Annotated in this window: 28 protein-coding genes; 15 read left to right on the top strand and 13 right to left on the bottom strand. The window is 44.4% G+C overall.

Features of this window, described 5'->3' with window-relative positions; all coding sequences use genetic code 11:
* Nucleotides 1–99 precede the first annotated feature (99 nt).
* The gene (nagB, locus tag L3V36_RS04375) at nt 100–900 is read right to left on the bottom strand and encodes a glucosamine-6-phosphate deaminase (RefSeq protein WP_004732731.1); all 801 of its coding nucleotides are present in this window, start codon (nt 898–900) and stop codon (nt 100–102) included.
* Nucleotides 901–1,482: 582 nt separating this feature from the next.
* Entirely contained in the window at nt 1,483–1,836 is a 354-nt protein-coding gene (locus L3V36_RS04380) for a DUF413 domain-containing protein (protein ID WP_017092459.1), read from the bottom strand.
* Between the two features lie 156 nt (nt 1,837–1,992).
* Here L3V36_RS04380 and L3V36_RS04385 point away from each other — a divergent pair, with 156 nt between their 5' ends.
* Nucleotides 1,993–2,883 (top strand): LysR family transcriptional regulator, encoded by an 891-nt coding sequence (locus L3V36_RS04385; RefSeq protein ID WP_004732733.1) that lies wholly within the window; start codon nt 1,993–1,995, stop codon nt 2,881–2,883.
* Nucleotides 2,884–3,095: 212 nt separating this feature from the next.
* Here L3V36_RS04385 and L3V36_RS04390 read toward each other — a convergent pair whose 3' ends face one another.
* The gene (locus tag L3V36_RS04390) at nt 3,096–3,299 is read right to left on the bottom strand and encodes a hypothetical protein (protein ID WP_004732734.1); all 204 of its coding nucleotides are present in this window, start codon (nt 3,297–3,299) and stop codon (nt 3,096–3,098) included.
* Between the two features lie 236 nt (nt 3,300–3,535).
* Between L3V36_RS04390 and L3V36_RS04395 the strand changes: the two genes are divergently transcribed.
* The 3 genes from L3V36_RS04395 to L3V36_RS04405 all read left to right on the top strand — a co-directional run bounded on the left by L3V36_RS04395 (nt 3,536) and on the right by L3V36_RS04405 (nt 6,004).
* Nucleotides 3,536–4,912, top strand: coding sequence for an AlkA N-terminal domain-containing protein (locus L3V36_RS04395; RefSeq protein WP_208774440.1), 1,377 nt, complete (start codon nt 3,536–3,538; stop codon nt 4,910–4,912).
* Nucleotides 4,913–4,976: 64 nt separating this feature from the next.
* On the top strand, nt 4,977–5,459 hold the full coding sequence (locus L3V36_RS04400) for a methylated-DNA--[protein]-cysteine S-methyltransferase (RefSeq protein ID WP_017092461.1): 483 nt from the start codon (nt 4,977–4,979) through the stop codon (nt 5,457–5,459).
* A 158-nt stretch (nt 5,460–5,617) separates the two neighbouring features.
* Nucleotides 5,618–6,004 carry a hypothetical protein gene (locus L3V36_RS04405; protein ID WP_108161139.1) on the top strand — a complete coding sequence of 129 codons (387 nt, stop codon included), beginning with the start codon at nt 5,618–5,620 and terminating at the stop codon, nt 6,002–6,004.
* Nucleotides 6,005–6,018: 14 nt separating this feature from the next.
* Here L3V36_RS04405 and nhaD read toward each other — a convergent pair whose 3' ends face one another.
* Together nhaD and L3V36_RS04415 are read right to left on the bottom strand one after the other, a co-directional pair.
* On the bottom strand, nt 6,019–7,458 hold the full coding sequence (nhaD, locus tag L3V36_RS04410; RefSeq protein ID WP_208774438.1) for a sodium:proton antiporter NhaD: 1,440 nt from the start codon (nt 7,456–7,458) through the stop codon (nt 6,019–6,021).
* Between the two features lie 308 nt (nt 7,459–7,766).
* The gene (locus L3V36_RS04415) at nt 7,767–7,943 is read right to left on the bottom strand and encodes a hypothetical protein (RefSeq protein WP_004732739.1); all 177 of its coding nucleotides are present in this window, start codon (nt 7,941–7,943) and stop codon (nt 7,767–7,769) included.
* Nucleotides 7,944–8,471: 528 nt separating this feature from the next.
* Here L3V36_RS04415 and L3V36_RS04420 point away from each other — a divergent pair.
* The 4 genes from L3V36_RS04420 to L3V36_RS04435 all read left to right on the top strand — a co-directional run bounded on the left by L3V36_RS04420 (nt 8,472) and on the right by L3V36_RS04435 (nt 11,229).
* Complete coding sequence (locus L3V36_RS04420; protein ID WP_017077048.1) at nt 8,472–9,209, top strand: nucleoside recognition domain-containing protein; 738 nt, start codon at nt 8,472–8,474, stop codon at nt 9,207–9,209.
* Nucleotides 9,209–9,676: a YjiG family protein gene (locus tag L3V36_RS04425; RefSeq protein WP_004737023.1), complete on the top strand. Its 468-nt coding sequence runs from the start codon at nt 9,209–9,211 to the stop codon at nt 9,674–9,676. Before L3V36_RS04420 ends, L3V36_RS04425 begins: the two co-directional genes overlap by 1 nt.
* A gap of 627 nt (nt 9,677–10,303) precedes the next feature.
* Nucleotides 10,304–10,690 (top strand): MAPEG family protein, encoded by a 387-nt coding sequence (locus L3V36_RS04430; protein ID WP_004732742.1) that lies wholly within the window; start codon nt 10,304–10,306, stop codon nt 10,688–10,690.
* A gap of 8 nt (nt 10,691–10,698) precedes the next feature.
* Nucleotides 10,699–11,229 (top strand): hypothetical protein, encoded by a 531-nt coding sequence (locus tag L3V36_RS04435; RefSeq protein WP_054541961.1) that lies wholly within the window; start codon nt 10,699–10,701, stop codon nt 11,227–11,229.
* 43 nt (nt 11,230–11,272) lie between these two features.
* Here the strand turns inward: L3V36_RS04435 and L3V36_RS04440 are convergent, their stop codons facing one another.
* Complete coding sequence (locus L3V36_RS04440) at nt 11,273–11,908, bottom strand: START domain-containing protein (protein ID WP_004732744.1); 636 nt, start codon at nt 11,906–11,908, stop codon at nt 11,273–11,275.
* A 245-nt stretch (nt 11,909–12,153) separates the two neighbouring features.
* Nucleotides 12,154–12,630: a YHS domain-containing (seleno)protein gene (locus tag L3V36_RS04445; RefSeq protein WP_017077045.1), complete on the bottom strand. Its 477-nt coding sequence runs from the start codon at nt 12,628–12,630 to the stop codon at nt 12,154–12,156.
* A 110-nt stretch (nt 12,631–12,740) separates the two neighbouring features.
* Between L3V36_RS04445 and L3V36_RS04450 the strand changes: the two genes are divergently transcribed.
* On the top strand, nt 12,741–13,580 hold the full coding sequence (locus L3V36_RS04450; RefSeq protein WP_108091375.1) for an AraC family transcriptional regulator: 840 nt from the start codon (nt 12,741–12,743) through the stop codon (nt 13,578–13,580).
* A 231-nt stretch (nt 13,581–13,811) separates the two neighbouring features.
* Nucleotides 13,812–14,690 (top strand): 6-carboxytetrahydropterin synthase, encoded by an 879-nt coding sequence (locus tag L3V36_RS04455; protein WP_108091374.1) that lies wholly within the window; start codon nt 13,812–13,814, stop codon nt 14,688–14,690.
* A gap of 125 nt (nt 14,691–14,815) precedes the next feature.
* Here the strand turns inward: L3V36_RS04455 and L3V36_RS04460 are convergent, their stop codons facing one another.
* Nucleotides 14,816–15,856 (bottom strand): acyltransferase family protein, encoded by a 1,041-nt coding sequence (locus tag L3V36_RS04460; protein WP_108091373.1) that lies wholly within the window; start codon nt 15,854–15,856, stop codon nt 14,816–14,818.
* A gap of 123 nt (nt 15,857–15,979) precedes the next feature.
* Complete coding sequence (locus L3V36_RS04465) at nt 15,980–16,936, bottom strand: AEC family transporter (RefSeq protein WP_017090002.1); 957 nt, start codon at nt 16,934–16,936, stop codon at nt 15,980–15,982.
* A gap of 160 nt (nt 16,937–17,096) precedes the next feature.
* Here L3V36_RS04465 and L3V36_RS04470 point away from each other — a divergent pair, with 160 nt between their 5' ends.
* A complete protein-coding gene (locus L3V36_RS04470) occupies nt 17,097–17,690 on the top strand; it encodes a TetR/AcrR family transcriptional regulator (RefSeq protein WP_004732750.1) in 594 nt (197 codons plus the stop codon).
* Nucleotides 17,691–17,883: 193 nt separating this feature from the next.
* Nucleotides 17,884–18,732 carry an alpha/beta hydrolase gene (locus L3V36_RS04475; RefSeq protein WP_029221922.1) on the top strand — a complete coding sequence of 283 codons (849 nt, stop codon included), beginning with the start codon at nt 17,884–17,886 and terminating at the stop codon, nt 18,730–18,732.
* A gap of 334 nt (nt 18,733–19,066) precedes the next feature.
* On the opposite strand, the gene L3V36_RS04480 is transcribed toward L3V36_RS04475, so the two are convergent.
* Entirely contained in the window at nt 19,067–21,601 is a 2,535-nt protein-coding gene (locus L3V36_RS04480; protein ID WP_208774436.1) for a glycosyl hydrolase family 18 protein, read from the bottom strand.
* A gap of 428 nt (nt 21,602–22,029) precedes the next feature.
* On the bottom strand, nt 22,030–22,494 hold the full coding sequence (locus L3V36_RS04485) for a DUF2850 domain-containing protein (protein WP_208774429.1): 465 nt from the start codon (nt 22,492–22,494) through the stop codon (nt 22,030–22,032).
* 307 nt (nt 22,495–22,801) lie between these two features.
* Between L3V36_RS04485 and L3V36_RS04490 the strand changes: the two genes are divergently transcribed.
* Nucleotides 22,802–23,083: a pyrimidine/purine nucleoside phosphorylase gene (locus L3V36_RS04490; protein WP_017089998.1), complete on the top strand. Its 282-nt coding sequence runs from the start codon at nt 22,802–22,804 to the stop codon at nt 23,081–23,083.
* 248 nt (nt 23,084–23,331) lie between these two features.
* Here the strand turns inward: L3V36_RS04490 and L3V36_RS04495 are convergent, their stop codons facing one another.
* The gene (locus L3V36_RS04495; RefSeq protein ID WP_017077037.1) at nt 23,332–24,204 is read right to left on the bottom strand and encodes a pirin family protein; all 873 of its coding nucleotides are present in this window, start codon (nt 24,202–24,204) and stop codon (nt 23,332–23,334) included.
* Between the two features lie 177 nt (nt 24,205–24,381).
* On the opposite strand from L3V36_RS04495, the gene L3V36_RS04500 reads away from it, so the two are divergent.
* Nucleotides 24,382–24,663, top strand: coding sequence for a hypothetical protein (locus L3V36_RS04500; protein ID WP_004732756.1), 282 nt, complete (start codon nt 24,382–24,384; stop codon nt 24,661–24,663).
* A 28-nt stretch (nt 24,664–24,691) separates the two neighbouring features.
* Here L3V36_RS04500 and L3V36_RS04505 read toward each other — a convergent pair whose 3' ends face one another.
* Nucleotides 24,692–25,882 carry a GGDEF domain-containing protein gene (locus L3V36_RS04505; protein ID WP_050546407.1) on the bottom strand — a complete coding sequence of 397 codons (1,191 nt, stop codon included), beginning with the start codon at nt 25,880–25,882 and terminating at the stop codon, nt 24,692–24,694.
* Nucleotides 25,883–26,234: 352 nt separating this feature from the next.
* On the opposite strand from L3V36_RS04505, the gene L3V36_RS04510 reads away from it, so the two are divergent.
* Nucleotides 26,235–26,573 carry a DUF1840 domain-containing protein gene (locus tag L3V36_RS04510; RefSeq protein ID WP_017077035.1) on the top strand — a complete coding sequence of 113 codons (339 nt, stop codon included), beginning with the start codon at nt 26,235–26,237 and terminating at the stop codon, nt 26,571–26,573.
* Nucleotides 26,574–26,679 lie beyond the last annotated feature (106 nt).

Here is a 26,679-nt window from a genome sequence, read left to right on the forward strand (position 1 = left end):
AAATACAAAAGTAGCAGATACAAAAAAAGCCACACTCAGTGGCTTTTTCTATTCAAGACGCTTTTCTATTAAAAACGGCTATCTATTCAAGACAATCGATTATAGGTCTTGGATGTTCTCAGCTTCTAGCTCTTGGAAGTAGCGTAGAGTCTTAACTTTTAGCTCTTGTTGAGCTGGCTCATCAGCAACGATGATAGCTTTACGGTGCATCTGTAGAGCGGTAACAGTCCACATGTGGTTTACAGAACCTTCGATAGCCATTTGAAGCGCTTGCGCTTTGTTGTGGCCTAGAGAAAGGATCATTACTTCTTCAGAATCTAGAAGAGTAGCAACACCGATAGTTAGTGCGTATTTAGGAACTTGGTTGATGTCGCCATCGAAGAAACGAGAGTTCGCGATACGAGTGTCTTCAGTCAATGTTTTGATACGAGTGCGTGAAGATAGAGAAGAACCTGGCTCATTGAATGCGATGTGACCGTCGATGCCTACGCCGCCCATGAATAGGTTGATTTTGCCGTATGAACGGATTTTCTCTTCGTATGCTGCACAGTGAGCATCGATGTCTTCAGCTTTGCCGTCTAGCAGGTTGATGTTTTCTGCTTGGATATCAACGTGGTTGAAAAAGTTCTCGTGCATGAATGTGCGGTAAGACTCTGGGTGGTTAGGGTCGATACCAACGTACTCATCCATGTTGAATGTTACAACGTGCTTGAAGCTTACTTCGCCAGCTTTGTGTAGCTCAATTAGCGCAGCGTAAGTAGTTAGAGGTGTGCTACCAGTAGGAAGACCTAGTACAAATGGACGCTCAGCAGTAGGAGCGAATTTGTTGATAGAATCTGCGATGTGACGAGCAGCCCATTTACCTACTTTAGCTTTGTTGCTTAATGGAATAAGTCTCATTGATTTTGCCCCTAGAAATAAAATTTTATAGTGTTCTGAAAAATTAATTCGCATTATAAAATAAGTTATTAAATTCCGCTATTGTTTTAGGTCAAGTTTTTGCTTTTTTCGTCGTATCTGTGACTAGAACTCTCAAATTTGCACAATTATTGTATGGATATTTGGTAGCGTTAAACAAGATTAATACGTTTGTCATATATCGTCAGGTGGGTTTGATTCAGGGTCTGAAAGATCAACAAGCTTTGTGAGTGGATGAGTGGATGAGTGGATGAGTGGATGAGTGGATAGATGGATGGTCAGGAGTGCAATGGACGTATGATCAAAGAGTGATACTTATGTGGCACTGCCGTGCAAAAAAGAGGAGAAAAAGTGAGGAAGTATCACCGACAGGCGTGAATGGGTATGTTTAAGAATAGTGATTATTCAAAGCTATCACTATGAATTTTCTATAAATATTGGTAAAACTGGACAGGTTGGCTAAACTTACTAATTACGAAGAAGATGCGTGTTTTTTTTAAGTTGCTGCTAATAAGCTATGAAAAAAAAGCCCAAAGTGATTAGGTATCACTTTGAGCAGTTTTACTAATCTTCTAACACTAACTCTCTGTCGTATTCTTCCCTAGGCACTTCACCGCGTTTGCAGCCGTTTAGGGTATGAAAGCGACGGCGTCCACGAGCCAGTTGAATGTACTTCAACCAAACACGGTCTAACTTGGACTTAGCCTTATGAGGGTGAGCCAATACTTTGATGAAATGTCTTTCTTCAGCATTGGTCGGTGTTAGTTCACCAGTCTCAAGTGCAAGCATAGTGTCGCCAAACAAGGTTAGGATTTCTTCTTCTGAAAGAGTAAAATCACCTGACTTAGCGAACCCTCGTGGGAATTTAATGGTGTCATAAAAACGTTTTTTTCCGTGTCGGAATTCGGTCTCAGACATATCAGCCTCAGTAATGTGGTTAGATAGAAATTAGTGTTTATTGCTCACGCGAAAATATTGTTAAAAGGCTAAAATAGGAAACAAAACGTTTTTGCCTTTACGATAAACAATCCTAGATCGGCTAGTTAGCAGATTTATTACAGAGATGTATTTTTGATGGATGTGAAAGTATTTAGAACCTTTCTTGAGGTTGCAAGGGTGCGCCACTTTGGGCGCGCAGCTGAAAACTTGTATTTAACACAAGCAGCGGTGAGTGCGCGGATCAAACAGCTTGAAGGCTATTTTGATACTCAGCTCTTCATTCGTGACCGCAATAACATCAAGCTTACCTCTTCCGGTGAGCGCTTGATTGGTTATGCTGAAGTGATGGTATCCACCTTACAACAAGCCAAGTTTGAGCTGTCGTTAGAGAGTGGAAAAGCCTTGCAGTTAACACTAGGTGGCACTCCGAATATTTGGGATGCGTATCTGCAAAACTGTTTAAGCGTAGTGACCGATTCGTTTGGTGGTTATGGCTTTATGGCTGAGGTGATGGGGCGCGAGCAACTGAACCGTAATTTGCTAGAGCGAACCTTAGATATGGCTTTCGCCTTCGATCAGATTAAAGCGGAAGAGCTAAACTGTAAAAAAGTCGCTGATTTGGTTTTGGTGTTGGTATCAACGCAGCAAGATGATCTGGAATCTGTGTTCCAACATAAGTATGTGTATGTCGATTGGGGAACGCGCTTCGGTTCAGAACACGCAGAACGTCACCCTAAAGTTCCAGCTCCGTATTTACGTACCTCTACGGCTCGTATTGCCCTCGATTTCATTTTAGAGAAAGGTGGCAGTGCGTATTTACCTGTTTCTATGGTTGAACCTTTTATCGATTCGGGTCAGCTGCATAAGGTGAAAGGGGTAGAAGATTGGTATCGCCCGATTTATCTGAGCTATCGCAAAAGCAGCACCTCGGTTGATGCGATCATGCAGGTCGAGAAGTTGGTTAACGAGATTGATCCATCGACCGCTTATACGTTGCAACAAGCCGCTGAACAAGCACCAGAGTAGCGGCATTCGCGGTAAGCAACGGCTTTGTTGATTAGATTCAATAAAAAATGGCTCCTAACTAGTTATATAGTTGGGAGCCATTTTCGTTTTAAACCAGAGATGATCTTCATTGCCAAGTCAGAGATAACCCTAACTCGGATAAAACCGTTTAAGCCTGGTATGCGTAACCTTTTAAAAGCCCTATCACTTCAAAGCACTATTCTTCGAAAATTCTAGAGATTCATTAGATTCTCAATAGACTCTTCAAGAGAGTGTGACAGGTATGAATGGATTTGATTGCCATCCGTTGCGTCAATCTCAATTTTAGAAATCCCCTTACTCGCTTCGTCTTCAAGAAAGCTGAGAGACTGCTCGACTGATTGACTGGTGAGAACCTGTTGGTTTGATAAAACAATACGACACGTGTGAAGAACCATAGCCTTTTCCTTTTTATATTCGACAGGTCTCTGCATCTTAGTGTGCTAAGTACCTATCGTTGACGTTGTGAGAAGAGTTTCTTCTCAAGGTTAAATTTAGTCGAATTGCGTGAAAAGAAAACCCTTTTTTGTGATTTATCTAACCTTCAGTTCCGAAAGTGGCTAGCGACAATGACAGTTCACGGTAAACTTTTAGGTATCGGAGTAAAAGTTATGGCAAATGGGAAGAGCACAGCATGTCGAAAAATATTCATCACAACAGTACGTTAACGAGTGAGCAGTGCCATTTGGCTCGATATGCGCGAGACGCTCGCTTTGATGGGATGTTTTTTACGGCGGTAAAAACCACCGGAATTTTTTGTCGTCCGATTTGCCCAGCAAGCCCGCCCAAAGAAGAAAATGTCGAGTATTTTTCTCATCAAGCTCAAGCCTTGAAGGCTGGGTATCGCCCATGCTTACGTTGCCGGCCAGACAGCGCACCTTTTTCTCCAGCTTGGAAAGGTGTTGAAACGACTTTCTTGCGTGCTTTACAGTTGATTGATCATGGTGCGCTGAACTCAGGGTCAATCGTCGACCTTGCCACTCGATTAGGTATTTCCGATCGTTATTTACGAACCCTATTCGACAATTACATCGGGGTGTCACCGAAGCAATATAGCCTTTATAGCCAATTGATGTTTGCCAAGCAGTTACTGCACGCCAGTAGCATGAGCATTACCGATATTGGCTTTGCGAGTGGTTTTAATAGCACGCGTCGTTTCAATGATGCCTTTCTAAAAGAGCTTCAGCTCTCGCCAAGCCAAATCCGACGAACAAAGCTAAGTGAAAACCTGAGCAATCATATTCAGCTAGTCTTTCACGGCCCATTAGACTGGAAGCATTTGCTGGGTTTCTATCGACGAAGAATGATTGAAGGTGCAGAAGACGTTGGCGAAGATTATTACAAACGCACAGTGAAAGTTAATGGGTCAAAGGGTTGGTTCAAGGCCACCTTGGCCAAAGAGAACCGCTTAGATATTGAATTTGAGTTGGACGATATAAGCCAGTTAAGAAGCTTGATTGCTAACATTCGACGCATGTTCGACCTTGATGTCGATATTGCCAAGGTCGAGGCCTTCTTTACAACCATTGACCCCAACTTAGTGGCTAAGAGTGGCATCCGCATTCCTGGCGTGTGGAGTGCTTGGGAAGCCGGAGTAAGAGCGATTCTCGGACAGCAAGTCTCGGTAACCGCGGCCATTGGTCAGCTTAACTTGTTGGTCAAAGAGCTTTCTGATGCACATGAGAAGGTCTACTTCCCGACACCTAAACAGATAGCGGAGGCTGATGTCAGCTTCTTAAGAATGCCGGGAAGCCGCAAAGAGACCTTAAAGCGCTTTGCCGAATACATGGTCGACAATGAAGCTGAGCACCCTTCTAAGTGGATTGAGCTAAAGGGTATTGGGCCTTGGACGATTCAATACGCGCTACTTCGCGGGTTAAGTGAACCTAATCATCTGTTGGTTGGCGACCTGGTGGTGAAGAAGTTCATTGAGCATCGCCCAGCCATCAATACAGAGAGTGTTTCGCCTTGGGGAAGTTACGCCACGTTCCATTGTTGGAATCAGTCTTAATAGAAAGAGCGCCCAAAAACATCTGCAACCCACAAACATATGCAATAGCAGGCTAGGAGATATTATGGCTAACCGTTTTACTTATTATGAGAGCCCATTGGGCACCGTGACTTTACAGGCGAACGATGAAGGGCTGCTCGGCCTTTGGTTTGAAATATACACCACCAAGCCTGAAGAATTAGGTGTTCGAGATGATGGCTTTCCGATCTTTGAATTGGTTACCGACCAGCTCAATCGCTATTTTTCTGGTGAGGTTATCCAATTTTCTGTGCCGATCGCCGCAAAGGGCACGCCATTTCAGCAATCGGTTTGGCAGGCTCTTACTACCATTCCTTATGGAGAAACATGGAGCTATGCACAATTGGCCGACGCGATTGGTAACCCCAAAGCGGTGCGAGCCGTGGGTTTAGCGAATGGAAAAAATCCGGTGTCAGTGATTGTGCCGTGTCACCGTGTGATTGGTAAAAATGGCAAGCTTACCGGGTATGCGGGTGGTGTAGAACGTAAACAGCGCTTATTGGTGATTGAGGGAAGAGAAGAAGATTAAAGAGTCTTTTTCGGAATGTTTGTTGAAAATTGCGTATCAATTATTGGTGAACGTTAAGGGTTCTTAAAGTGTGACTTTGCAATAAAATTGCCACTTGCTGGAAAATACTTATTTGGTTGCATATCCTTTAACCATGTTCTCTAGGCAAGGATGCCCAAATGAATAGCCACCATTCACTTATACTCTGCTGCAGTAGCGCACTATTGCTGACGGGCTGTTTAACCGACACCAGTCGACCCTTCGAAGTACCACAACTTGCTCTGTTCAAAGGTATGTATGAGAACGCAGATAATGACAGTTATCTACTTTTTGAATCCGGGCAAGTGACTTATCAAACAACGGATAATTCCGTTACTCGAACCTATCGTGTTGATGATGACTTGATCACCATTGAGTTCAATTCTGGAAGCAGTCGAACTGACTCTAGACTAGTGATGCGCATTCAACAACAGGGCGAGATGCTAACTTGCAACCAATGTCCAGCGATACAATTGAGTAACGTCTGGACACTTGTTGAGAAGCCTTTGAAAGACAGTTCGAATTAGAAAAGATCTCCGAATTAGAAAAGATCGCCATTCAGCCATAGGTGAGCGGCGATACTGACGGCATAGCCAATCATGATCACTGGCATCCATTTTAAGTGGCCAAAGAAGGTGTATTTTCCATGCGCTGCCCCCATCAACGCCACACCTGCTGCACTGCCTATAGATAACAAGCTACCACCGACACCTGCGGTTAAGGTGATCAGTAGCCAGTTGCCCATCGACATTTGGGGTTCCATGGATAACACGGCAAACATCACCGGAATGTTATCGACAATAGCCGATAAGATTCCCACCATGACGTTGGCCCAAATTGGATCCCATTGGCTATACATCACGCCCGAGGCTAATTCCAAGTATCCAAGTAAACTCAAGCCACCGACACACATTACGACGCCGTAGAAGAACAGCAACGTGTCCCATTCGGCATGCGAAACTCTTCGAAATACATCGAATGGCACAACAGAACCGAGTCGTTTCAGGGCGCCTTCATCGTTATTGGCGATCGCCACCGCTTTTTTCTTCGCGAGTGAGTTGGGTAAAGTCTTACGTAAGTAATAACCAAAGAACTGCAGGTAGGCGAGCCCCATCATCATCCCCATCACAGGAGGGAAGTGGAGTACGGCATGGAAAGCAACTGCGGTCGCTATTGTCATGATGAACAAGAATACGATTCGTCTTGCACCACGTTTTAATTCAACGTGTTGATGAACTGTGTCGGGCTGAGTCGTGGGTACAAAATAAGACATGATCAACGCAGGGACTAGGTAATTCATCACCGAAGGGATAAACAAAGGAATGAACTCACTAAAACTCACATAACCAGCCTGCCATACCATGAGCGTTGTGATGTCGCCGAATGGACTGAACGCGCCGCCAGCATTGGCGGCTATCACGATATTCACACAAGCTAGGTTAACGAATTTAGGATTAGAGCCAGCAACCTTGAGAACAACGGCGCACATCAATAGAGCTGTCGTGAGGTTGTCGGCAATAGGCGAGATAAAGAAGGCCAGAATACCGGTTATCCAGAACAGAGAGCGGAAATTAAAGCCTTTGCCTACCATCCACGCTTGCAGCGCATCAAACAGTCTTCTCTCTTCCATAGCACTAATGTATGTCATGGCGACGAGCAGAAAGAGTAATAGCTCGGCGTATTCCAGAAGGTTATGCTCGAGCGCTTGTTTGGCGACTTCAACAAGGTTGTGTTCTTGGTAGGTAAAACCAATGATTATCCAGATCAGGCCCGCTGCAAGTAGAACCGGCTTGGATTTTCGGAGTTTTAGGTATTCTTCCATCATCACCACGATGTAGGCGACAACGAAAATAGTCAGCGATAGGTAGCCAGCAAATGAACTGGTTAGCTTAAGTGGCTCTCCCAACTGAGAAGTGGCAGCGCCTGCTACCGTAGAAAAAAATAATAAAGAGAGAACAACTGAAAGCTGGATACCTAGCATGGATTACGCTCCGAAGTTAATAAGTTATTAACACGGGTAAAAGCGTAGACCTAAATAACCATGTGCAGTGTGATAGATATCTTAATAATTCAATAGATTATATAGAAAACAGTAGATTGGGTGAAAACGTGAGGTCACAGTGAAAGCCGTTGATTATAGGAACCCTGTCGTTCATAGGAAAACGGTCGATCATCGGCAACTTGTTAATCATAGAGAAATAGAGAAATAGAGATTATAGAGATTATAGAGGTTAGGGAAAAAGCCCTACCGGGTTTAGTACCGATAGAGCTTATTCGCCATTGCCAATATTATGCAGCATTGAGATCAAACGTCAGTGTTTGTTCTGCGGCACATACTTCAACAGGCCAGCCGTAGGATTGATATTCCAGCGCAAGTTTGTCCGCTACTGCGCGAGATACCGTTGCAGTGATCCACATGCCTTTGCCCATTACTTGATATTTAAGCGTTCTCATTTCCATCATCATCACCACCGTTCTCCTTCGATATTGGCAGCGCGAAGTCTATAGCACCTCTAAGGGCTGAAATTTCGAATTAAGCTCAAATTCTTTATAAAATGGTTCACGGTTTAGCCATGGTTCAAAACTCAACCAATAATAGGTAAACGATTGCATTTTTGAAGCGTAACCACGATTTAAGCCGCTGTATTATAATCGAATTAAAATTGAACAAAAAAACATGTAAGAGATCACTTACATCATTATCAGAGATCAGACTAGGTAAAAACCTGTCATTTGAAACCTTACTTGTGTGGTGATTGTGTGCGTTTTTGGTTGCGCTGTTGAAGCGAATTTTGTTTAGTTTTGTATGTGAAATATTCTAATTATTTTAGCGTATGCCTCTGCTTTTAAATCTAAATCACAGTTTTATATGTTGCTGTGGTTCTTTTGTTCAAACCGATACGCTATTTGATTTTGGTCATTAACCTATTGCTCATTAGTTTGCACTATCTATACGTGTTCTGTTCCACATAAACGAGATGTATAGAGGTCCTTATGACTAATCCAACTAAAACCGATCGTAAAGTTACGATCGGCAGCTATATCGCACTCGCATTCGCGATTGTGTTCTTTTCAGGTTTAATGCAGTCAAATGAATGGTATGGAGTGCTCGATTTTACAACGCTCAACGGTTCATTTGGTAAGGTCGCTTACGATGTCAGTGAGACGGCCGATGGTATCCAAGCGGCAACGACGTCATTGCGCGGTAAAGGCGGTAGTGGTGCTCGCGACGGTTTCATTTTTGCTTTGACACTTATTCCGACCGTGATGTTTGCACTGGGTATGATCAACGTACTTGAGCACTACGGTGCACTGGACGCGGCTCGTAAACTACTGACACCTCTGCTTCGCCCTCTAATGGGTATTCCGGGTAACTCAGGCTTGGCACTGATTGCTTCTTTGCAAAGTACCGATGCGGGTGCAGCGATGACGAGGCAGCTGAAAGATGAAGGGCATCTGACTAAGCGTGAAACCGATGTCTTCACCATGTTCCAGTTTACGGCGGGCGCGGCGATCGTTAACTTTTTCTCTTCAGGAGCGGTTCTGTTCACTCTAACGGCGATGGATGGTTCTTTGGCGGTAACATCGTCAATTGGTTTGGCTGTGGCTGTGATGTTCATCTTCAAGTTTGTCGGTGCGAACCTGTTCCGTATTTACCTCAACATTACTGAAGGCAAAGAAGACAAACCAAAATCAGACAAAGAACAAAAACTGGCAGAGGAAGTAGCATAATGAGCGAAGTTAAAGCAAAGAAACCAATGGTTACTGATATTTTCGTTGAAGGTGCTAAGAAAGGCTGGGTTATTGCGACTACCTCTACGGTACCGAATGTTCTGATGGCGTTTGTGATCATCAAGGCATTGCAGATCACCGGTGCGCTGGATTTGATGGGCAGTGTTTTTGCTCCAATCATGGCGGTATTTGGTTTACCTGGCGAAGCGGCAGCAGTATTGATTGGCGCTTGGATGTCGATGGGTGGTGCTGTGGGTGTGGTTATCACGCTGTTTGACCAAGGCATTCTGAACGGCAACCATATCGCTATCTTGGCGCCAGCTATCTACTTGATGGGCTCTCAGGTTCAATACATGGGTCGTATTATGGGACCAATTGGTACTGAAGGTCGTTATATCCCGGTGATGATCGCGATTTCGGTATTGAATGCCTTTGGTGCAATGTTCTTGATGAACATTATTTTGTAACGTGACTATTAACGGTTAGCTGCTAACAGCTTTTAGACGTTACAAAAAAAGGAAACCCCGTTTGGCTTTCACCAAACGGGGTCTATTCTTTTCGTAGCCATCCTGCTACTGCGCGTTACTTATCTTTCAATAGGTAACTGGTGCTCCCTGCATCATTCCTTGACGTGGCTAAATCCTTTAACCTATCCAATTCATCGCCTTCCTAGCGGTGTCCTTGCTAACTCATCATCCTGACAAGCGACTCTATCCTAGAGCAAAACTTCCTTGCTGATAACTCATCCTAAGTCATCAAATCTTCATCCTGAAGATACCTAATCCGTTAGGCTTTTTCCTGTTCCTGCCAACTCCCTGTCGACATGTGTATTAAACACTGTAGAGGCTTTACTCACAATCCACCTCAAGAAATAAATGTACTCACTAGCCGAAAGAAATATGCGTGGATTCATACAAAACAAGGGGTTGGGTTTGTATTTTAGGAATTTTCTGCGAAGCTTGATTGTGATCTCTTACGTTCGGTGTGAGAGATCTCTTACAAGTGCTCGGGCGTGATTATCATTTTATCTTGGCGGTTAATGTCGAAAAGATAGAAAAGAACACTGAGTTAAGACAAAACAATAGGGAAATATGATGGTTACAGCACTTTACGCAGCTCTGCTGACAGTCGTAATGATTTGGTTGGCGATTGAAGTTATTAAGCAAAGACGAATCAATCTTGTTGCTCATGCCGATGGCGGTGTTGAGTCGTTACAGATAGCACGTTCGGCACAAAGTAACGCGATGGATTACATCCCAATCACGGTGATTTTGATGGGGTTGCTAGAGATGAATGGGGCTGGTGTGTGGCTTATTCATGTCATTGGTGTGGCGTTTATTCTGGGGCGAGTGATTCACGCTAAAGGGATCTTAGCGAAGAATTTCAAAGGCAGAAAAGTGGGTATGGTGTTAACGCTTATCTGCATGATCTCCTTGATTGTCCTAAACTTAGCTTACCTACCTTTTGATAAAATGTTCTAGGGAGCATTATGGCATTGCGCCTTCCTCCTGCTTGGGCGATTGTCCTTGCAGGGCTAATACTCAACATCATGGCGATTGTCATGTCGAGCTTGGTGTTGGACAAAATTGAAGCGGAGAAATCGGAATACAACGATCGTAAATACGGCAATGTGTATTCTATACAACTGTCCTGGAATACGATCGAAACCTTAGAGCGTAAGCGTGAAGCGATCCTGATTCACCTTGATAAGCTATCTCCAGAAATCGCTCAACCTGCTACTGTTCTTGATGAAGCGCTTCGCGGACAACTTCGGAGTTGGGTGAGTGATGAGGTGCCGGCCATCTCGTTGGCTAATTTACCTAAGCTTATGATGCTGATAAACAATGCCCAAGAATCGCAACGAACCCGAATTGATGACTACTATTTGGATAATCTGACCTTGGTTGAGTTAATCCAAAGGCTTGATGAGAAAATGGCTTTCTATAAGAACATCGCCCTGTTTCTTCAGGTGTTTGGTTTAGCGCTTATCTTAGCTCGCGACCTAGCAAGAAGACCTTAGATTATCTAGCACTGTCGCTGCCTGCCTCACTAAACCTGTATAGTTAACGAGACTCACTTGGCAGGTTGGGGTGCTGCTGGCCTTGGTATTTTGGTAGCTGTTCTTTCAGCCCCTTAAACGTGCTCAGCGCACTGCCTATCGATAACTTATTCATCAACCAATTGGGCAAGATGCCACCTGCGTTCGCATATGCGGTGTAGGTGATGTAAGTATTGCCATTAGTGAGCGGTTGTAGCGTCCAAAGTGCGTCCACATCGTAAATTCGAATATACCCCGACTCTTTCGCCAAATAGTTAGATGCATCTTTAATCGACAAGACAAACTGCCCATCCTCGATGCTGTACTTTGAGTAGGTCACCATATCTCGATCTCTGGCAGGCCAAGGCGCTTTGAATTGGGTATAGACGATATTTTCATCCTCAGATATCTGCATCAAGACGCGACTTTCCGATACGTTATCTATCCAGTTTGGCACGTTCTCGCTGTCTTCCAGCAACAGTAAAAAACCGGAGTAAGTGGTGGGCGTTTGCATTTGTGCTCGTATCTCTACTAAGCCTTCACTGTGAGGTCTCTTATCAATGATGATGCCATCTTCACTTTTGACGAACTGCCATGGAGCTGCATAAGTCAGTGTTGATAAGGCGCAGAGCCCAAGTGCAAAAATCCTAGGTAATATCATTATTCTTCCATAAAAAGAAAAGCTTATCTTCTAGGAGTATAGAATAAAAATGGGCTTGATTCGTGCTAAAGGCTGACGGGTTTTCCTGATTTGAGCAGCGCATCGCCATTTATTGTGGTGATACCAATAGCTGGAGGCTTATTAAGATTTGGAACGTCGAAATGAAAACGGAAGCGTTCGGTCGCTTCCGTTTTTATTAATGGGCAATGGATAAAGGTTAAAGTTACTAGGCTAAAACTTGTAGACTAAAGCTTATAGGCTTCTACGGTTTTGATTGTCGTCCAGTTGCTGTTGGCGTCTTGGATGAACTCTTGCGTATCTTCCAACCATCGTTTTTGTACTGATTTATCTAAGTTCAGATACAGCTTTCCATCTTCGACTTTCCATGCGTTAGGGTCGGTCTCAAATTTCTTACCCATAGCCACACCAAAGGCACAATAGCCACCGTATTGAGGCGCATAAGCTTCAGGATTGGTGCGGAACTGATCTCGGTTGTCACTGTTTGCGAACTGATAAATAGCGTTCTTATAAGTAGCAGTGAATTCTGATGAACCTTGAACGGCACCAGCATCAGTAAAGTAAGCCACTGGGTCATAGCCTTTGATCGCGATGTCATTGCTATCAACGCTCATGTCGATGTCTGCTGCCATCAGTGAAAAGCTGGTTCCTAGTAACGCGGCCAATAGAGTGATTTTTTGACTGGTCGATTTCATGTGTGACATATCAAGTTCCTTGTCAGTGTTGGTTATCTTGTTTGAAGTAATTTAGCCCACTCGTCCGGTCTATAGAGGGACAAAAGAACTTAAAAGTAAGCGAATCGTTCGGAGGGTGCATGGATCTGCTTTCACAACTAATGGAACACTTCTCGATACGTACCGGTGTTTTCTATTCTGGCAATTTGTGCGGAGTGTCGTCATTTAAGCCGCAACAGGGTAAAGAAGGGCATCTTCATGTATTGAGCGCGGGTGAGTTGACCTTGTCTAGTGCGCACACGGAGTACAGGCAACTGTCACAGCCCTGCATTGTTTATCTGCCGAATAGCACACCACATGTGATAGAAGGCGTGGGAGACGGTGCTGAGGTCGTGTGTGCGAATGTCGAATATCGTTCAGGGCAGATGAATCCTTTATTGTCTGCTCTGCCTGACGTGATAGTGATTCCGTTTGTGGATGCACCTAACTTAATGCCAGTGATTGAGGTGCTATTTCGAGAGTCGGGGCAAGCATCTTCAGGACAACAATCGTCAGGGCAACAATATCTAATGGATAAGTTAAGTGATGCCTTGATGGCTTTGATTTTTCGTCACCTCATTGAACAGCAGCAAATTGATCGAGGGGTATTCTCAGCCCTAGCTCATCCACGATTGGCTTCGGTGGTTACAGCCGTTCACCTACTGCCTGCTCGTCATTTTTCGATTGCGGAAATGGCGTCACTGGCCGCGATGTCTCGAACTCAGTTTATTGAAGCGTTCAAACGAGAAGTCGGTGAGACGCCCGGAGATTATGTGCAAAAGTGGCGAGTCTCAGTGGCTCAATCCCTGTTATTGCAAAATAAGCCCATCAACTGGGTCGCTGATGAAGTGGGTTACAGCAGCTATTCGGGATTTTCACGCGCTTTTCAGCATGTTGCTGGGGTGTCACCGCGCCTTTGGCTAAAGCAAAATGTATCGTGAAACGCTCGGCAACCTTATCCAAGATATGGCTATTCGCATCGGGCTGGTCTATGTTTTAGCGGAAATTGTGCAGAGTTTGTTCTTTTCTCAAAAGAGGGTCTAAAAAGGTGGACTTTTTAAGCTTGTCGTAACATCCTGCTCGTCCTATTTTATCTAGACACCAATGAGACGAAGTGCCTGCTGGACATTATTCAGCCTCCCGTATCTCATTAAAGTATTAAGGAGTTCAACTTGAACCTATTTGTAAGAGACCTTACCGTTATCGATTCTTCATACATCTGTGAACACAGAGGGGTCGTAGGAGATAGTTGGATTTTAGATGTCACCATGTCTGGTGAACTTAATGAAATGAGCATGGTGCTGGATTTTAGCAAGGTCAAAAAGCAGATCAAACACCTCGTTGATGAGCACGTTGATCACCGTTTGCTACTGCCGATGCAAAGCGCTGCAGTTGTTCTTCAAGCGAGCAAAGCGGGCTACTCTCAGGTTGATGTGTTGCGCGGTGACAAGAGCCTTTACCTGCACTGTCCTGATGAAGCATATTGCCTGATTGATGCAGAAGCGATCACCATCGAGAGTGTGACCGCTCATGTTTATCATATTCTGCGTGATAACCTTCCAAGTAACGTCACTGGGTTAGAGATCACCCTTCGTCATGAGAACATTAATGGCGCGTTCTACCACTATACCCATGGTTTGAAAAAGCATGATGGCAACTGTCAACGTATTGCGCATGGTCACCGTTCTCCAGTAGAAATCGTGGTTGATGGTCAGCGTGACGAGCAACGCGAACAAGCATTTGCTCAGCGTTGGAAAGACATTTATTTAGGGTCTAAAGAAGACCAAGTTTCAGTTTCATCACTTAACCTGAGTGAACACGCGAACAGCGTTAATGATGAAAGTCACTATGGCTTCCGCTACACCGCACCTCAAGGCGAATTTGAGCTAGCGATTGCTAAGAGTGAAACAGAAATCTTGCCGACGGATACCACGGTGGAATTACTGGCAGGCTATATTGCGGATCAAGTTGAGCCTAGCCTAACAGAGAGCCAATCACTACAAATCGTCGCTTATGAAGGTGTTGGCAAGGGCGCAATGGCGTTCCGATAACACTTCAACGAGTGATACAGTCTCGTTACTGACATGATGAAATAAAGGCAAGATAATCCGTTATCTTGCCTTTATTTTTTGTGGCTCTATAAAACTGATTTAGCGGATAGTTATAGATATAAACACTAACGAAGTAGCACGCGTCGCAGTGGTGTTTTCTCGATCCCAGCAATCAACCCGAAGCTCAACAATACGGTGCCAAAAAATACCGTAACGTCTTTTGCCAATTCCGTAATCCCTAAAGCTCCACAGACATTGAACAACACGATAATGATCAGCAGATGGCAAACGTAGATACCCAGCATGCGATTTGAAATGGCACGAACCCAAGCGTAGTTACCCATGTTTGGATTAGCCAAAAGCCACATAAACACGCCCATCCCCCATAGCGCCGTGCCAAACAAGAAATCATTCATGTTGAATCCGACGTCGAACGTGGTGAGCCATGCCGCTTCAGCAAAGTGAATCAACATGCCTAACGCTAATAACCCCAACGCTTTAGTTGATGACACCTTCCATTGATTCTGACGAATAAGGAAACCTAAGGTCACCATTAATGTGCCAAAGAACGGGCCATTACGCGTGAAGAAGGGTGCTTCTAATCCGGTTAGCGTTGCGTAGCTTCCTGCCAAAACACCATAGCCATAGAGTGCAATAGCGATCGGTAATAGAAGTTTGTTGAGCTTCAACTCAACCAATAAAGCGATGATCAACACTGCGCAAACAAGAGCTGGAATGAACCACAAATGCACCAGACCTCCCTCTAAGAATGAGTTAAGAGGAGTGCTCATTAAGAAACCCCAATAGCCTTCACGTTCACCTAGATAGCCAAACTCTTCTACCTTCGCGAGATTGAATGGCATCACTAAGCAAATGATGCTCCATGCCAACCAAACCTTAAGCAGTGGTTTGGAGTAGTTGATGAAGGTTGTCCAAGGCGATGCAGCTAACTTAGGCTGAATAAGATAGCCAGAAATAAGGAAGAACAGAGGTACCGCAAAACGAGCGGTTTGGTTGAGTACATAACCGATCCAAGGCACTTCATCTATTTGCCAATAAGTGAGTGCCATTTGGCCGTGTAAACCAATGATCGCCAAGATAGCAATCACTCGGCCTAACTCGATACTGGCGATGTGTTGTGAAGGCGTATGTTGAACGGAAGACATATCAGATCTCTTAGTAAAATTTTTACGAAATCTAGCAGCCTTTCTGCCCAACCAGTTAGTCCTAAATCAAGGCTTATGACCTTTATTTCAGGGCTTGTGTCGGTTTTTTGAAGCCTGTCGCAGCTATATTAAACCCATTGCGGTGAGTGCAAAAATACCTAGCGTGCAAGTGATAAGAGAAACAACGGTCGTGAGCGCGATGATGTTAGCCGCCAAGGTTGAATTTCCTCCCATTGCACGAGCCATAACATAGCTTGCCGCTGCCGTTGGTGCAGCGCTCATCAAGAAGATAAGCCCGAGGTCGAGCCCTTCAAACCCTAAGTACCCAGCAGCCAATGTAATCAGTAAAGGTGAGGCAATTAACTTGTAGCTAGAAGCGAACCACGTCGACAACTTTTCTTGTTTGAGTGAGCTAATATCCAGCGACCCGCCAGTACAGAGTAGGGCCAAAGGTAATGTCATATTGGCAAAGTATTGCCCAGCGTCAGCCACCATTTTTGGAATAGGAATTGAAAGCGCATAGAAGACGACCGCTAAGAAAATAGCAATGATCAGCGGGTTTTTGGTGATGGACTTGACGATTACTTTAATGGCTTTCGCGCCGGTGTCTTTGCCTTTGGGTGTCAGTGCAATCACAGCTTGAATGTTATACAGCACGGTCAGGGATGCGACATAGATAGCCGCCAATGCCACACCTTGGTTGCCATAGATATTAGCCACATAGGCGAGGCCGATGATCGCAGTATTAGCACGAAATCCACCTTGAACAATCACACCTTGATCTTTCGAACCTTTGAATACCAACTTGGTCGAGAAAATCGTGAATAAGAAAAAGATAAAGTTAGCGATGACGCCAAACGCCACTAACGTACTACTGGCTGAAAAATTGTGATTTGATTGAACAATACTAAGAAATAGCATTGCTGGTAAGGTGACTTGAAATACGACCTTAGATGCGACATCAATGAAATTGTCATTGATTAAGCCGATCCGCTTGAGCATCACACCAAGAAACAGCATTAAACAGATAGGGCCTGTTACTGACGCCGAAAACGCAAACTGTTCCCAAAGTGTGTTCATTGTTTTTCCTTTGTTAGTCGATTTCAATTTCCTTTGAATACTGTCGCATTTTTCCACAATTCTTTGATAATACAAAATGAATACCAAGGGTTAAGTAAAAAACTTGAAAAAAAGTACGAACGTGCTAAAAATAAAGCATCAGATTTATTATTGGTGAATAATGAGCAAAGGAAAGATAACCAAAGAGTATATTTTGAGCCATGCATTTGCACTTGCGAGTGAGAATGGTCTTGAGAGTTTGACGATTGGCGAATTAGCCAAGCAGTGTGGTATGTCTAAGAGTGGATTGTTTGCGCATTTCAACTCTAAAGAGAACCTGCAACTCTCTGTACTCGAATATTCCAACGCCATATTCACTGAAAGAGTCATCATTCCGGCGAGAGAGTTGGGCGACGGTGATATTGAAGCCAAGCTGAAACAACTGCTCGATAACTGGCTGGGCTGGAACCACTCGTTCCAAGGCAGCTGCATGTTTATTGATGCTTGGAAAGATGCAGGCAGCGAAACCTCTGTGATTCAGAAGGCACTGCAGAAAACCATTTCAGTGTGGATTGATTACTTGACGATTCAAGTAGCAAAAGCGGTTGAGAGCAAACAATTCAGAGCCGATTTAGACCCGAAACAGGCAACCTTCGAGTTATACGGTCTCTATTTAAGTGCGAACTTGTTCTACTCATTACGAGGACAACAAGCGAGCCACACTCATTTTTGGAGTGGTGTCGAGCGCTTGGTAGCCAGTTGGAAAGCGGTTTAATACATACAGCAGGTTAACTCGCAAATCATGTGAGTCTTGCTGAAGTAAGGTTTACAACAAAATTTTAGAGAAGTGGTGGTAAGCGATGATAAATCGCAGTAGCGCCATTTTTTATATCAACAAATAGCACGGTCGTTCGATTTTTAGGGCCGAGCTCGATCCGCCAATAATGATGGCGATACAAGGAGCGGTCATGAGTGACAAAATCTATTTCAATACATCGAACAAATTTAGCTTCAAGCGCAGCTTAATTGGCGCAACAACCAATTTGCACTACATTTTAGCGCCGAGCCACGCAAAGAAAACGGCACGTAAACTGCTGCTCACTCCGATGCGTACCGAGCAAAAAAATGCGGATCCACAAGGGCTTATCAAGAGTGAAATCGAAGGTCGTGATGGCGTTATCAAAACGTATTCTTTGGGTACTGGTCCAGTTTGGGTGCTTACCCACGGTTGGTCAGGCACCGCGAGTCAGTTCTTTCCTTTAATGGAACACATCGCTGCTAAAGGCTTTACTGCAATGGCTTACGACCATCCTGCTCATGGTGGCAGCGATGGCGTGCATGGTCATATCCCAGCGTTTGTGAATGGTTTAGAAGCTGTTCTAGATTCGGTGGGTGAAGTGGCAGGTTTGGTCGGTCACAGCATGGGTACCGCTTCTGCGTTGGAGTGTAAGCACGTTAAATTGGAAAACAAGCCGCTGTTGCTTATCGCACCTGTGTTGGATTACCTCGAAAATCTATTTGGCAGCGTGGCTCGTTCAGGTTACTCAATGAAGTTGTTTGAGGCGGTCGTGGGTGAAGTGGAAGAGCAGTTTAACTATCCAATTCAGTCTGTTGATCCATATGGAAAGCTAGCGCTTCGTGAGTCTCAGACGATCATTGTTCATGATGAGCAAGACAAGTTTACTAAGTTTGATGTGTCTCAGCGTGCAGCTAATGAAATGGGTCGCGTTACCTTGATTGCGACTCAAGGCCAAGGTCACGGGCGAGTGATGAAGTGCCCACAAGTGTTCGAGAGCTTTGATAACTTGATTGGCTAAGACTAATACCAATCGTAGTAAATAACTGTTCACCCTAGCTTGTTAAAAATCTCGATAACGTCGTTAGATTTTTTGATTGTAGAATAACTACTCATCGAAACTATTTATTGAAAAGAGCAGCCTTGTTCTCAAGCTTTTTTCCTGCGCTATTTTTGAACACTTGCTTACTGTGATTGGTATAACGAGCGCAAGTCAGTAGGACGCCAGTAAAAAGATCGTAAGCTCAATGCTCAGAAAACATAAATAAAAAGGCCAACCAGACAGTATCTGGTTGGCCTTTGTTTTAGGGATTTAGTTGATGCTTAGTCAGTATCTAACTAAGCACTATTTTTAGTTAGCAGCTTGCAGGACCGATCTCTTTCCACACGCCCCATTGGCCTGTCGTTGTTGGATCTTCACCTGTTGTCCACCATTTCGCTTCCCAAACCTTACCGCCTTGAGTCACTTGGTCGCCACCAGTGTAAACCGCGCCTGAATCCCAAGCGTTAGTACACGTACCGCCGCCTGTGGTTTTCTTAAGAACTTTCACTGAAGTAGCCGCTACCGAAGTCTCTGTGCCATCGCTGACCGATACAGAGAAGTTCAGCGTCGTATCTTGCGTGTATTCCGCCGCGACAAAGCTCACTGAAGAACCTTGAACCGTTGCATCAATACCAGCAGGTACATCCCATGTGAAGGTCAATGTGTCTTGGTCAGCATCGCTCGAAGCCGAAGCATCAACCACGACTACGTCACCCGCATTAACTTCAGCTGGAGCTGAAACAATCGCAACTGGTGCTGTATTGACTGGACCTGTGTCTTTAGGAGTTACGGTTACAACAACGGTGTCAGTTGCAGTCGCACCTTCATTATCAGTTACCGTTAGGCTGAACGTGAGTACTTCTTGTTGAGCGACTTCAACCACATCGAAGCTTGCAACTGCTGCATTAGCGTTGGCTAGTGTGACCGCAGCACCGCTTACTTGTGACCAAGCGTAGCTCGCAATTGTGCCGTCGCTGTCTTTTGAAGCGCTACCGTCTAGAGAAACAGAAGCTGGGCCTTCAACCGATTGGTCTGCACCCGCAGCAGCTGTTGGCTTGCGGTTGACAGGATCTGTTGTTCCGCCCGCAAGGCCTTCATGCATTGCGTTGAGGATGTCGCCGTTATCTGCATCAATTTCCCAAGAGAATAGACCCGCAAGGCCAAGGCTACGAACGTACGCGCCTTTTGCTTTTACTGAGCGGTCATCATCAAATGTGATCAGCTTGCCCGAAGTACGGTTCCAAACGTAAGGCGCTTCTGCCATTTCGTCGTAACCATACTCAAAGCCGTTGATGCCTTGGTTGTTTGCACCAAGCATGTTCGCTTTAATGCCTTTGTAGTCAATAACGCCATCTTCCCATACGCCTTGAGCAGAGCTGCCGGTTAGTTTGCCATTACCTACGCCAGTCATTGGGTCGCTTGGATCTGAAAGTGATGATGGTAATACGCCTTCCCAACCACGACCGTACATCGCTGTACCAACCACAAGTTTGTTCGCAGGAACGCCTTGCTCAAGCAGCAATTGGATGCCGTTGTCTGTGGTGTAAGCAGGGCCAGTGTACTGTTCGCCATTTTCATCAAGGCCTGTGCCATCACATTGACCAGGACGCATGAAGTTACCGCAGTTTAGTGCTGTTTGGTGACCTAACACGTTGTTCCAACCGCCGTAAAAGTCGTAAGTCATTGCGAAGATGTAATCCATGTATTGGATAGCATCGCCGTAGTTCACGTCTTCAATCTTGTCGTGACCAACGCCGATCGCTGATGTTAGCTCGTAAGTACGGCCGTTCTCAGCTTCTAGCTCATCTAACATAACGCGCAGCTCTGCCATCAATGCAATGTAAGCAGGGCCGTCATTTACAGGGTCACCAAGATCGGGAGCAGCACCGCCTCCACCTGGGAATTCCCAGTCAATATCGACACCATCGTAGAATTTCCATGTATTTAGGAACTTCTTAACCGATGCAACGAACGTGTCGCGGTTCGCTTTTGTAGTGAAATCGAAGAACGGGTCAGACAGTGTCCAACCACCAATTGATGGGATGATTTTCAAGTCTGGATTGCGCTGTTTTAGCGCCATCATCATTGCGTAGTTACCCTTGATAGGTGAGCTGTATTCGTGCCCAGCTTGCGGGAAACTTTTTTGGAAAGCGGCCCAAGGGTCATGAATCACCACTTCGTAATCGTTTACACCCTGACAGGCTGTCATGAGTGCGTTGTAGCTGTTGCCGCCTACCGATTTTACTGATTCATTTGGACCACAAATTGGGATGAAGCCATAAAGGATATGGGTCAAGTTGTCAGCGGGTAGGTTATCAACCGTGTAATCACGACCATAAATACCCCACTCAACGAAGTAAGTGCCTACTACCATGTTTGGGTCGGTATTGTATGACTTGTTGTTCGGATCAACATTCATTGCAAGTGGCGCTAAGTGTGAACCATCGGTATCTGCAATCGTGATCTGAGCAGGAGCACTCTTGGCGCAGCCTGTTTCGTCACACGCCTCGATTTCCATCTGAAATAAGCCGCCTTGGCCGTATTCGAATGAAGCTGTAGTTTGGCTGCCAGTAATAGGGCCAGTGGCCACTTTAACGCCATCGAAGTAGATGTTGTACGTGTTTCCTGACGTTCCGCTCCATTGGTTGAACTTGACGTCGACCTTTGCTTTGTCGTGATATTTAACCATCTGGTTGTAGCCTGATGTGGTTTCCATCGCGAGTTCAATTTTAGAAAACTGCAGGTTGTTGGAACCGTACATGTCGATGCTAGGTGCTGTTGGAGCAGCTAATGCTGTACCAGATAGCGCTAGAGCAATGCTTGCCGCACAGGTATTAATACGAATCATACTTTTTCTCTCATTCCTTGAAGGTTACGAGAACCAAATGGCCCCATAAACGGCTCCAGTCAGTTTTGAAGGAGCTTCCCAGTCAGTATTCGAGAGAGTTTTAATTTTATAACTGAAAATAAATCCGTTTTCGATGGACAACTAAAAAATAGTATTTCGTTACAATTCTGTTGCTTAATGAGTGAGAGGCTGAGTCCATGTTTTATAAAATAAAACACCCTTCAGAAGTAAAATCTCATAAGTGAAAATCCACGACATGAAGTTATGAAAAGATGCGACAAACGATAAGAAAATATCGCAAGTTGAAGCAGTATCACAAAGCGAAGTGTGTTGGGTGAGCGGCGAAGATCGGTAGGTAAATATGAAAGTAGTGATACGGAGAATACTTTTTACGGAGAAGACTGTTATTTGGAAGACTGAGAAGGGGATTATCTTTTGAATTGCTCGGCTAAGGAAGCGCGTCTTTGTTGCATAACACTGTGGGTCTCACCAGCTGCAGTATCCTCGTAGCCTTCTTTAATAAATTGCTGAGATGGTACGCTTGGCTCTAGTCGCTTCAAGCGAGGAGAATCGTAAGTACCACTGATGGTGTAAACGGTGGTTCCAGAGCCTGTGCTAATCGTGACAATCTTGCCATCAAAATCAAACGAGGTAGCAATGAGGCGATGATTCATCATTACACCATTATCTGAAAGTGTCAGGGTATCAGTATTGTAAGGTGGTGCTGCAATCTCTATCCATGTGCCATAGACATTGCTTGGGCTAACAGATTGTTGGTGGGCTTGGTAAGCAAAATAGCCCGCGGTGAGGGCAATCATAAAGCCAGCTAATAGGAAGCTGTAGAGTAACGAGTTGGCAAATAAATCTCTGCTTTTGACCGACTTTTTTGCCATTATTTCTTCATTTTCCCACTGATATTATTTTAGATTCTATTAACTAAAACCTTAGTTTGCAAAAATTGTTATAAGAGTTAGAAGCAGGATCGAATGTTCCAATAAATTTGGTTGCGTTGGCGATTTTTTGCCTAATTCTTTGGTATTTACGTTATCAATGAAAGCGAATTCAAGAAATGCCTAAGCTATGCGTATTTATTTCTTGTAGGACAGTCTCGAATTGGTTAAAACAATTATCACCTAGATTTACGCATAGGCTCATTCGTTGAGTCCAATAATTGCAATTTTGAGATAACAAGGAAGTACAATGATTAAAGAAAACACATACTTTGAAGGTGGCGTTAAGTCGTTAGCGTTTAACCAAGCTGGTGCTGATGTGAGTGTTGGTGTGATGGCGGCTGGCGAATACACGTTCGGTACTGCGGCTCCAGAAAAGATGACCGTTGTTAAAGGTGCTTTAATTGTAAAGCGTGTTGGCGATGATGACTGGACGACATACCAATCTGGTGAGTCTTTTGACGTTGCGGGTGATTCTTCATTCGACTTACAGGTAAAAGAAGCGACAGCTTACCTGTGTGAATATCTGTAACTCGCTTTAAATTCGTTTAATCAGGGAATCGTTTATCTCTGATTTAATAGAAAAAAAACCACGCTCTAGGAGCGTGGTTAAATAAGTGATAGTAACCGGCAGTGGATAGTGTCACTTGTTTTTGCAGTCATCAAATGGATGACCAAATCGTTGTTCGTTGCAAAATCTCTTCAATCTTCAATCTTCAATCTTCAATCTTCAATTCAATTCAATTCTAAATTCAAAGCTCAAAGACAGACATTGGTAAATCAGTAAGTCTCAAATACGCCGTTGTTGTAATCCTGAATCGTCTGTTCAATCTCTTCCATTGAATTCATGACGAACGGACCATAGTGCACAACAGGTTCATTAATCGGTTCACCAGAAAAAACCAGTACACCTGAATCTTCTAAGCTGTCTAAAGAAAGCCAGTCAGCTTTGGTAAGCAGGGCAAGTTGACCTTGCTTGATCACTTTGTCGCCAATCTTAATGCTGCCTCGGTACACATAAGTCATGGCATTGTGATTAACATTAGTCCCTAACGTCACTTTTTGCCCAGAATGAGAGCGCCAATCCGCAACGCTTAATGGCACACCTGTTTTCTGCAATGGACCTTGCGCTCGTAAAGCCTCTGAATCATCGTTAGTTTGGTTATGCAGTTCAAACCCACCGGCTATCACTCTCAATAAACCACGTTGTTCGCTTTGGTGTTCTGTAATGCTTTCACTCTGGAAGTCGTGATATTGCGCGGGCAGCATTTTGTGTGACGCAGGCTGATTTATCCAAATCTGAAAGCCATGCAGTGCGCCTTCTTCCATCATTGGCATTTCGCTGTGAATAACACCACGACCTGCGGCCATCCACTGCGCGCCACCGCTGCGTAGCTCTCCAACATTCCCCATGTGGTCTTTGTGTTGAAAGTGACCTTGGAGCATGTAAGTGAGCGTTTCTATCCCACGGTGAGGGTGCGGAGGAAAGCCACCAACATAGTCTTTGCTTTCATCCGACTTAAGTTCATCAATCATCAAAAATGGAGAGAAACGCGTGTTATTGAAGCCAGCGAGTCTTTGGATTTTGACGCCATCACCATCGGAGGTGGCATGTGCTGCAATCACATGATCTACTGTTCTTACACTCGTCATTTTGAAACCCTCATAAACTTGAATAGCTGTAGTTTATGTAATTCGATTTAAAAAGAAGATGGCATAGCGTTGAGTGACTTATTCGAAAATTTTGAACAGGTAACAATAATGTTGAACAGGTAACAATATGAAATTATGTCTATACTCAATATAGAGTAGACCGCCAAGGAGGCCGCTATGGCAGTACAGCAAAAACATGGCGAAAGGCAAGGTCGGATGGGCTTTGATAACGACTTTACAACGGAGCAAGGGCAGCGTTTTACCGAGGTTGCGAACAGCGCGGTTAAACGTCGCGTAAAAAAACGTGCGATTGAAGCACCGTTTATTCAGTCGGCTAAGCAAGCTGCTTTTAAAACGGTAGTGAGACCTAGAGGCAATAACCCAAACCGAACACGACAAGTCATATGGATGATTGTGATCGGGTTAGTGAGCCTATGGCTTATGTATATGGCAGGTTAGTGCGTTTAGCACTCAGCGATATTAATGGTTAACGTTGACGCGTTTTTAACAGCGTAACATTGTTCCCTTCGACTTTTGCTTCAAGACAATCTTCAAGCTCAGATGAATCCGATTCTGAGAAGGTTAGGTTCGTCGGTAGCTCTTCGATCAATGTCGATACTGGATTGTCGTGATAATAAGCGTATCGGTTTTTTCCTGAATGCTTGGCAACATACATCGCTTTATCAGCACATCTCGTCAGTTCATGTAGCTCTTGAGCATCTTGCGGATACAAAGACACCCCAACACTGAGCGTCAATTCCTTGATTCTCTCGTTTGTCTGGCAACCACTTTCGAATAACCCACAAATCCTATCTAAAATACCGTCTAGATCTTTACGAGTTGGTACATCGTAGAGCATCAAAACAAACTCGTCGCCAGCAAAGCGCGCAATCGAATAGTCGTATTCATGGCTTTTTCTGTCTCTGGTTCGAATGTTGTTACTCAAGCGATTGGCAAAGTGCTGTAAGACACTGTCTCCTACGTCGTGCCCGTAGCTGTCGTTAATGCCTTTAAAGTCATCAATATCTAAAAAGACCAATGCCGTAAGTGATCGCTCACTATCCACTGTCGCAAGCTTTTCCACCGCCCAGCGCTCAAAGCTCCAACGGTTTGCCAATCCGGTAAGTTGGTCTCTGTAGGCGAGATCTTCAATGCCTTCTTTATAAAGACGTTGGATATAACTGACGGCTTTTGTGTAGTAATAAGCGGATGTGTGACACACCAAGCTCATGGTAAACAGGCTAAGAATAAACCGATGTGTGCTGTTAAATGGCAGAGAAAAGTTATTGGGCATCGCCGTAATTAAGGTGCTGATAAACAGGCAAAATGAGGTGCTGAAGATAATGCCAATTCTGAAATCGTTAATGAAAATGACGGCTGCCAGAATAGGGTAGAGCCAAAGTATCCGGTCGGGAATCGCGTGACTGTACAAGAATAGGATAACCCCTTGTACCAGAAGAACGCCACTCAGAATCAATTCTGAATACTCAGGGTTAATGACTTTTCTTACGTAAAATGCATTGGAGATAGCGATCAGTGCAAAACACAATTCGAAAACCGACAGTGTGTAATGTTGGCCTTGGAAGTAAGCCCAAGTGTAGAAAATGAATAACGCAGCGGCAGTCAGTGAAAAGGAGTGGACAATTTTTTGCTTGCGGGTGGACCGTATGTCCGCCATTTCTTCTAGGTGTCTGCCGACCAGCCTTTTCATGTGATTTGTGCCAAAGATTTTGATAATGGAGTTAATAGTAGATTAGATAATAAGCTACGCGGAGATTTAGAGGGCTATTTAGTGTGATTGTTATCAAGGTTTTATATTAAAAAGTAATCAACCGATAATAAATAGTGATGTGTATCACTGATGGCGCAAGCTTGTCCGAGCGTGAGGATAATCAAGGTTCGATTTGGCAAAAGCGATTTAGTTATTATGTACTTGCTTTCCAATGATTTACTCAACATAGTTTGTATATAGCTAAATGCTTGTAGATAGCTAAATGTTTATAGATACCTAAATTTGATAGAGGCTCATTATGTTAATTACCTTTAGTTGCAAGGCTCATGCTAGCGTCACGATGTTTGGTGAGGTAGGTCTTCAGTTCATTAAGATGCTTGGACATAGTGGCGCAATCCCAGGAGCCATTGATGCTTCAGCGGTCCCTCAAGCACTAAACAACTTACGTGCTGCGATCGCCGCTGAGCAGAGCAAACCGGTAGAGCAAGAAAATGCGGATGACGACAATGAAGAAGAGGTTGTTGAAGCGCCTGTTAATATCGGTAGCCGAGCTTTTCCGCTAGTCGAACTATTGAAAGCAGCTATCAAAGATGAATGCGAAGTGATGTGGGAAGACGGCAGCGGTAAACGATTGTAGTTCGATTCGCGCAAAGCGTAACAAGCCTATTGAATCTATTTTAATAGGAATGAAAGTTGAGCCAGTATTGATCATGCCATGGAGTTTGATGGTGATGAATCGACAC

It is taken from the genome of Vibrio sp. G-C-1 (assembly GCF_021728015.1).
Taxonomy (GTDB): Bacteria; Pseudomonadota; Gammaproteobacteria; order Enterobacterales; family Vibrionaceae; genus Vibrio; species Vibrio splendidus.

Excerpts from the sequence above, each read along its gene's own strand:
- nagB (WP_004732731.1), bottom strand. The coding sequence starts at position 900 with ATGAGACTTATTCCATTAAGCAACAAAGCTAAAGTAGGTAAATGGGCT.
- L3V36_RS04380 (WP_017092459.1), bottom strand. The coding sequence starts at position 1,836 with ATGTCTGAGACCGAATTCCGACACGGAAAAAAACGTTTTTATGACACC.
- L3V36_RS04385 (WP_004732733.1), top strand. The coding sequence starts at position 1,993 with ATGGATGTGAAAGTATTTAGAACCTTTCTTGAGGTTGCAAGGGTGCGC.
- L3V36_RS04390 (WP_004732734.1), bottom strand. The coding sequence starts at position 3,299 with ATGGTTCTTCACACGTGTCGTATTGTTTTATCAAACCAACAGGTTCTC.
- L3V36_RS04395 (WP_208774440.1), top strand. The coding sequence starts at position 3,536 with ATGTCGAAAAATATTCATCACAACAGTACGTTAACGAGTGAGCAGTGC.
- L3V36_RS04400 (WP_017092461.1), top strand. The coding sequence starts at position 4,977 with ATGGCTAACCGTTTTACTTATTATGAGAGCCCATTGGGCACCGTGACT.
- L3V36_RS04405 (WP_108161139.1), top strand. The coding sequence starts at position 5,618 with ATGAATAGCCACCATTCACTTATACTCTGCTGCAGTAGCGCACTATTG.
- nhaD (WP_208774438.1), bottom strand. The coding sequence starts at position 7,458 with ATGCTAGGTATCCAGCTTTCAGTTGTTCTCTCTTTATTATTTTTTTCT.
- L3V36_RS04415 (WP_004732739.1), bottom strand. The coding sequence starts at position 7,943 with ATGATGATGGAAATGAGAACGCTTAAATATCAAGTAATGGGCAAAGGC.
- L3V36_RS04420 (WP_017077048.1), top strand. The coding sequence starts at position 8,472 with ATGACTAATCCAACTAAAACCGATCGTAAAGTTACGATCGGCAGCTAT.
- L3V36_RS04425 (WP_004737023.1), top strand. The coding sequence starts at position 9,209 with ATGAGCGAAGTTAAAGCAAAGAAACCAATGGTTACTGATATTTTCGTT.
- L3V36_RS04430 (WP_004732742.1), top strand. The coding sequence starts at position 10,304 with ATGGTTACAGCACTTTACGCAGCTCTGCTGACAGTCGTAATGATTTGG.
- L3V36_RS04435 (WP_054541961.1), top strand. The coding sequence starts at position 10,699 with ATGGCATTGCGCCTTCCTCCTGCTTGGGCGATTGTCCTTGCAGGGCTA.
- L3V36_RS04440 (WP_004732744.1), bottom strand. The coding sequence starts at position 11,908 with ATGATATTACCTAGGATTTTTGCACTTGGGCTCTGCGCCTTATCAACA.
- L3V36_RS04445 (WP_017077045.1), bottom strand. The coding sequence starts at position 12,630 with ATGTCACACATGAAATCGACCAGTCAAAAAATCACTCTATTGGCCGCG.
- L3V36_RS04450 (WP_108091375.1), top strand. The coding sequence starts at position 12,741 with ATGGATCTGCTTTCACAACTAATGGAACACTTCTCGATACGTACCGGT.
- L3V36_RS04460 (WP_108091373.1), bottom strand. The coding sequence starts at position 15,856 with ATGTCTTCCGTTCAACATACGCCTTCACAACACATCGCCAGTATCGAG.
- L3V36_RS04465 (WP_017090002.1), bottom strand. The coding sequence starts at position 16,936 with ATGAACACACTTTGGGAACAGTTTGCGTTTTCGGCGTCAGTAACAGGC.
- L3V36_RS04470 (WP_004732750.1), top strand. The coding sequence starts at position 17,097 with ATGAGCAAAGGAAAGATAACCAAAGAGTATATTTTGAGCCATGCATTT.
- L3V36_RS04475 (WP_029221922.1), top strand. The coding sequence starts at position 17,884 with ATGAGTGACAAAATCTATTTCAATACATCGAACAAATTTAGCTTCAAG.
- L3V36_RS04480 (WP_208774436.1), bottom strand. The coding sequence starts at position 21,601 with ATGATTCGTATTAATACCTGTGCGGCAAGCATTGCTCTAGCGCTATCT.
- L3V36_RS04485 (WP_208774429.1), bottom strand. The coding sequence starts at position 22,494 with ATGGCAAAAAAGTCGGTCAAAAGCAGAGATTTATTTGCCAACTCGTTA.
- L3V36_RS04490 (WP_017089998.1), top strand. The coding sequence starts at position 22,802 with ATGATTAAAGAAAACACATACTTTGAAGGTGGCGTTAAGTCGTTAGCG.
- L3V36_RS04495 (WP_017077037.1), bottom strand. The coding sequence starts at position 24,204 with ATGACGAGTGTAAGAACAGTAGATCATGTGATTGCAGCACATGCCACC.
- L3V36_RS04500 (WP_004732756.1), top strand. The coding sequence starts at position 24,382 with ATGGCAGTACAGCAAAAACATGGCGAAAGGCAAGGTCGGATGGGCTTT.
- L3V36_RS04505 (WP_050546407.1), bottom strand. The coding sequence starts at position 25,882 with ATGGCGGACATACGGTCCACCCGCAAGCAAAAAATTGTCCACTCCTTT.
- L3V36_RS04510 (WP_017077035.1), top strand. The coding sequence starts at position 26,235 with ATGTTAATTACCTTTAGTTGCAAGGCTCATGCTAGCGTCACGATGTTT.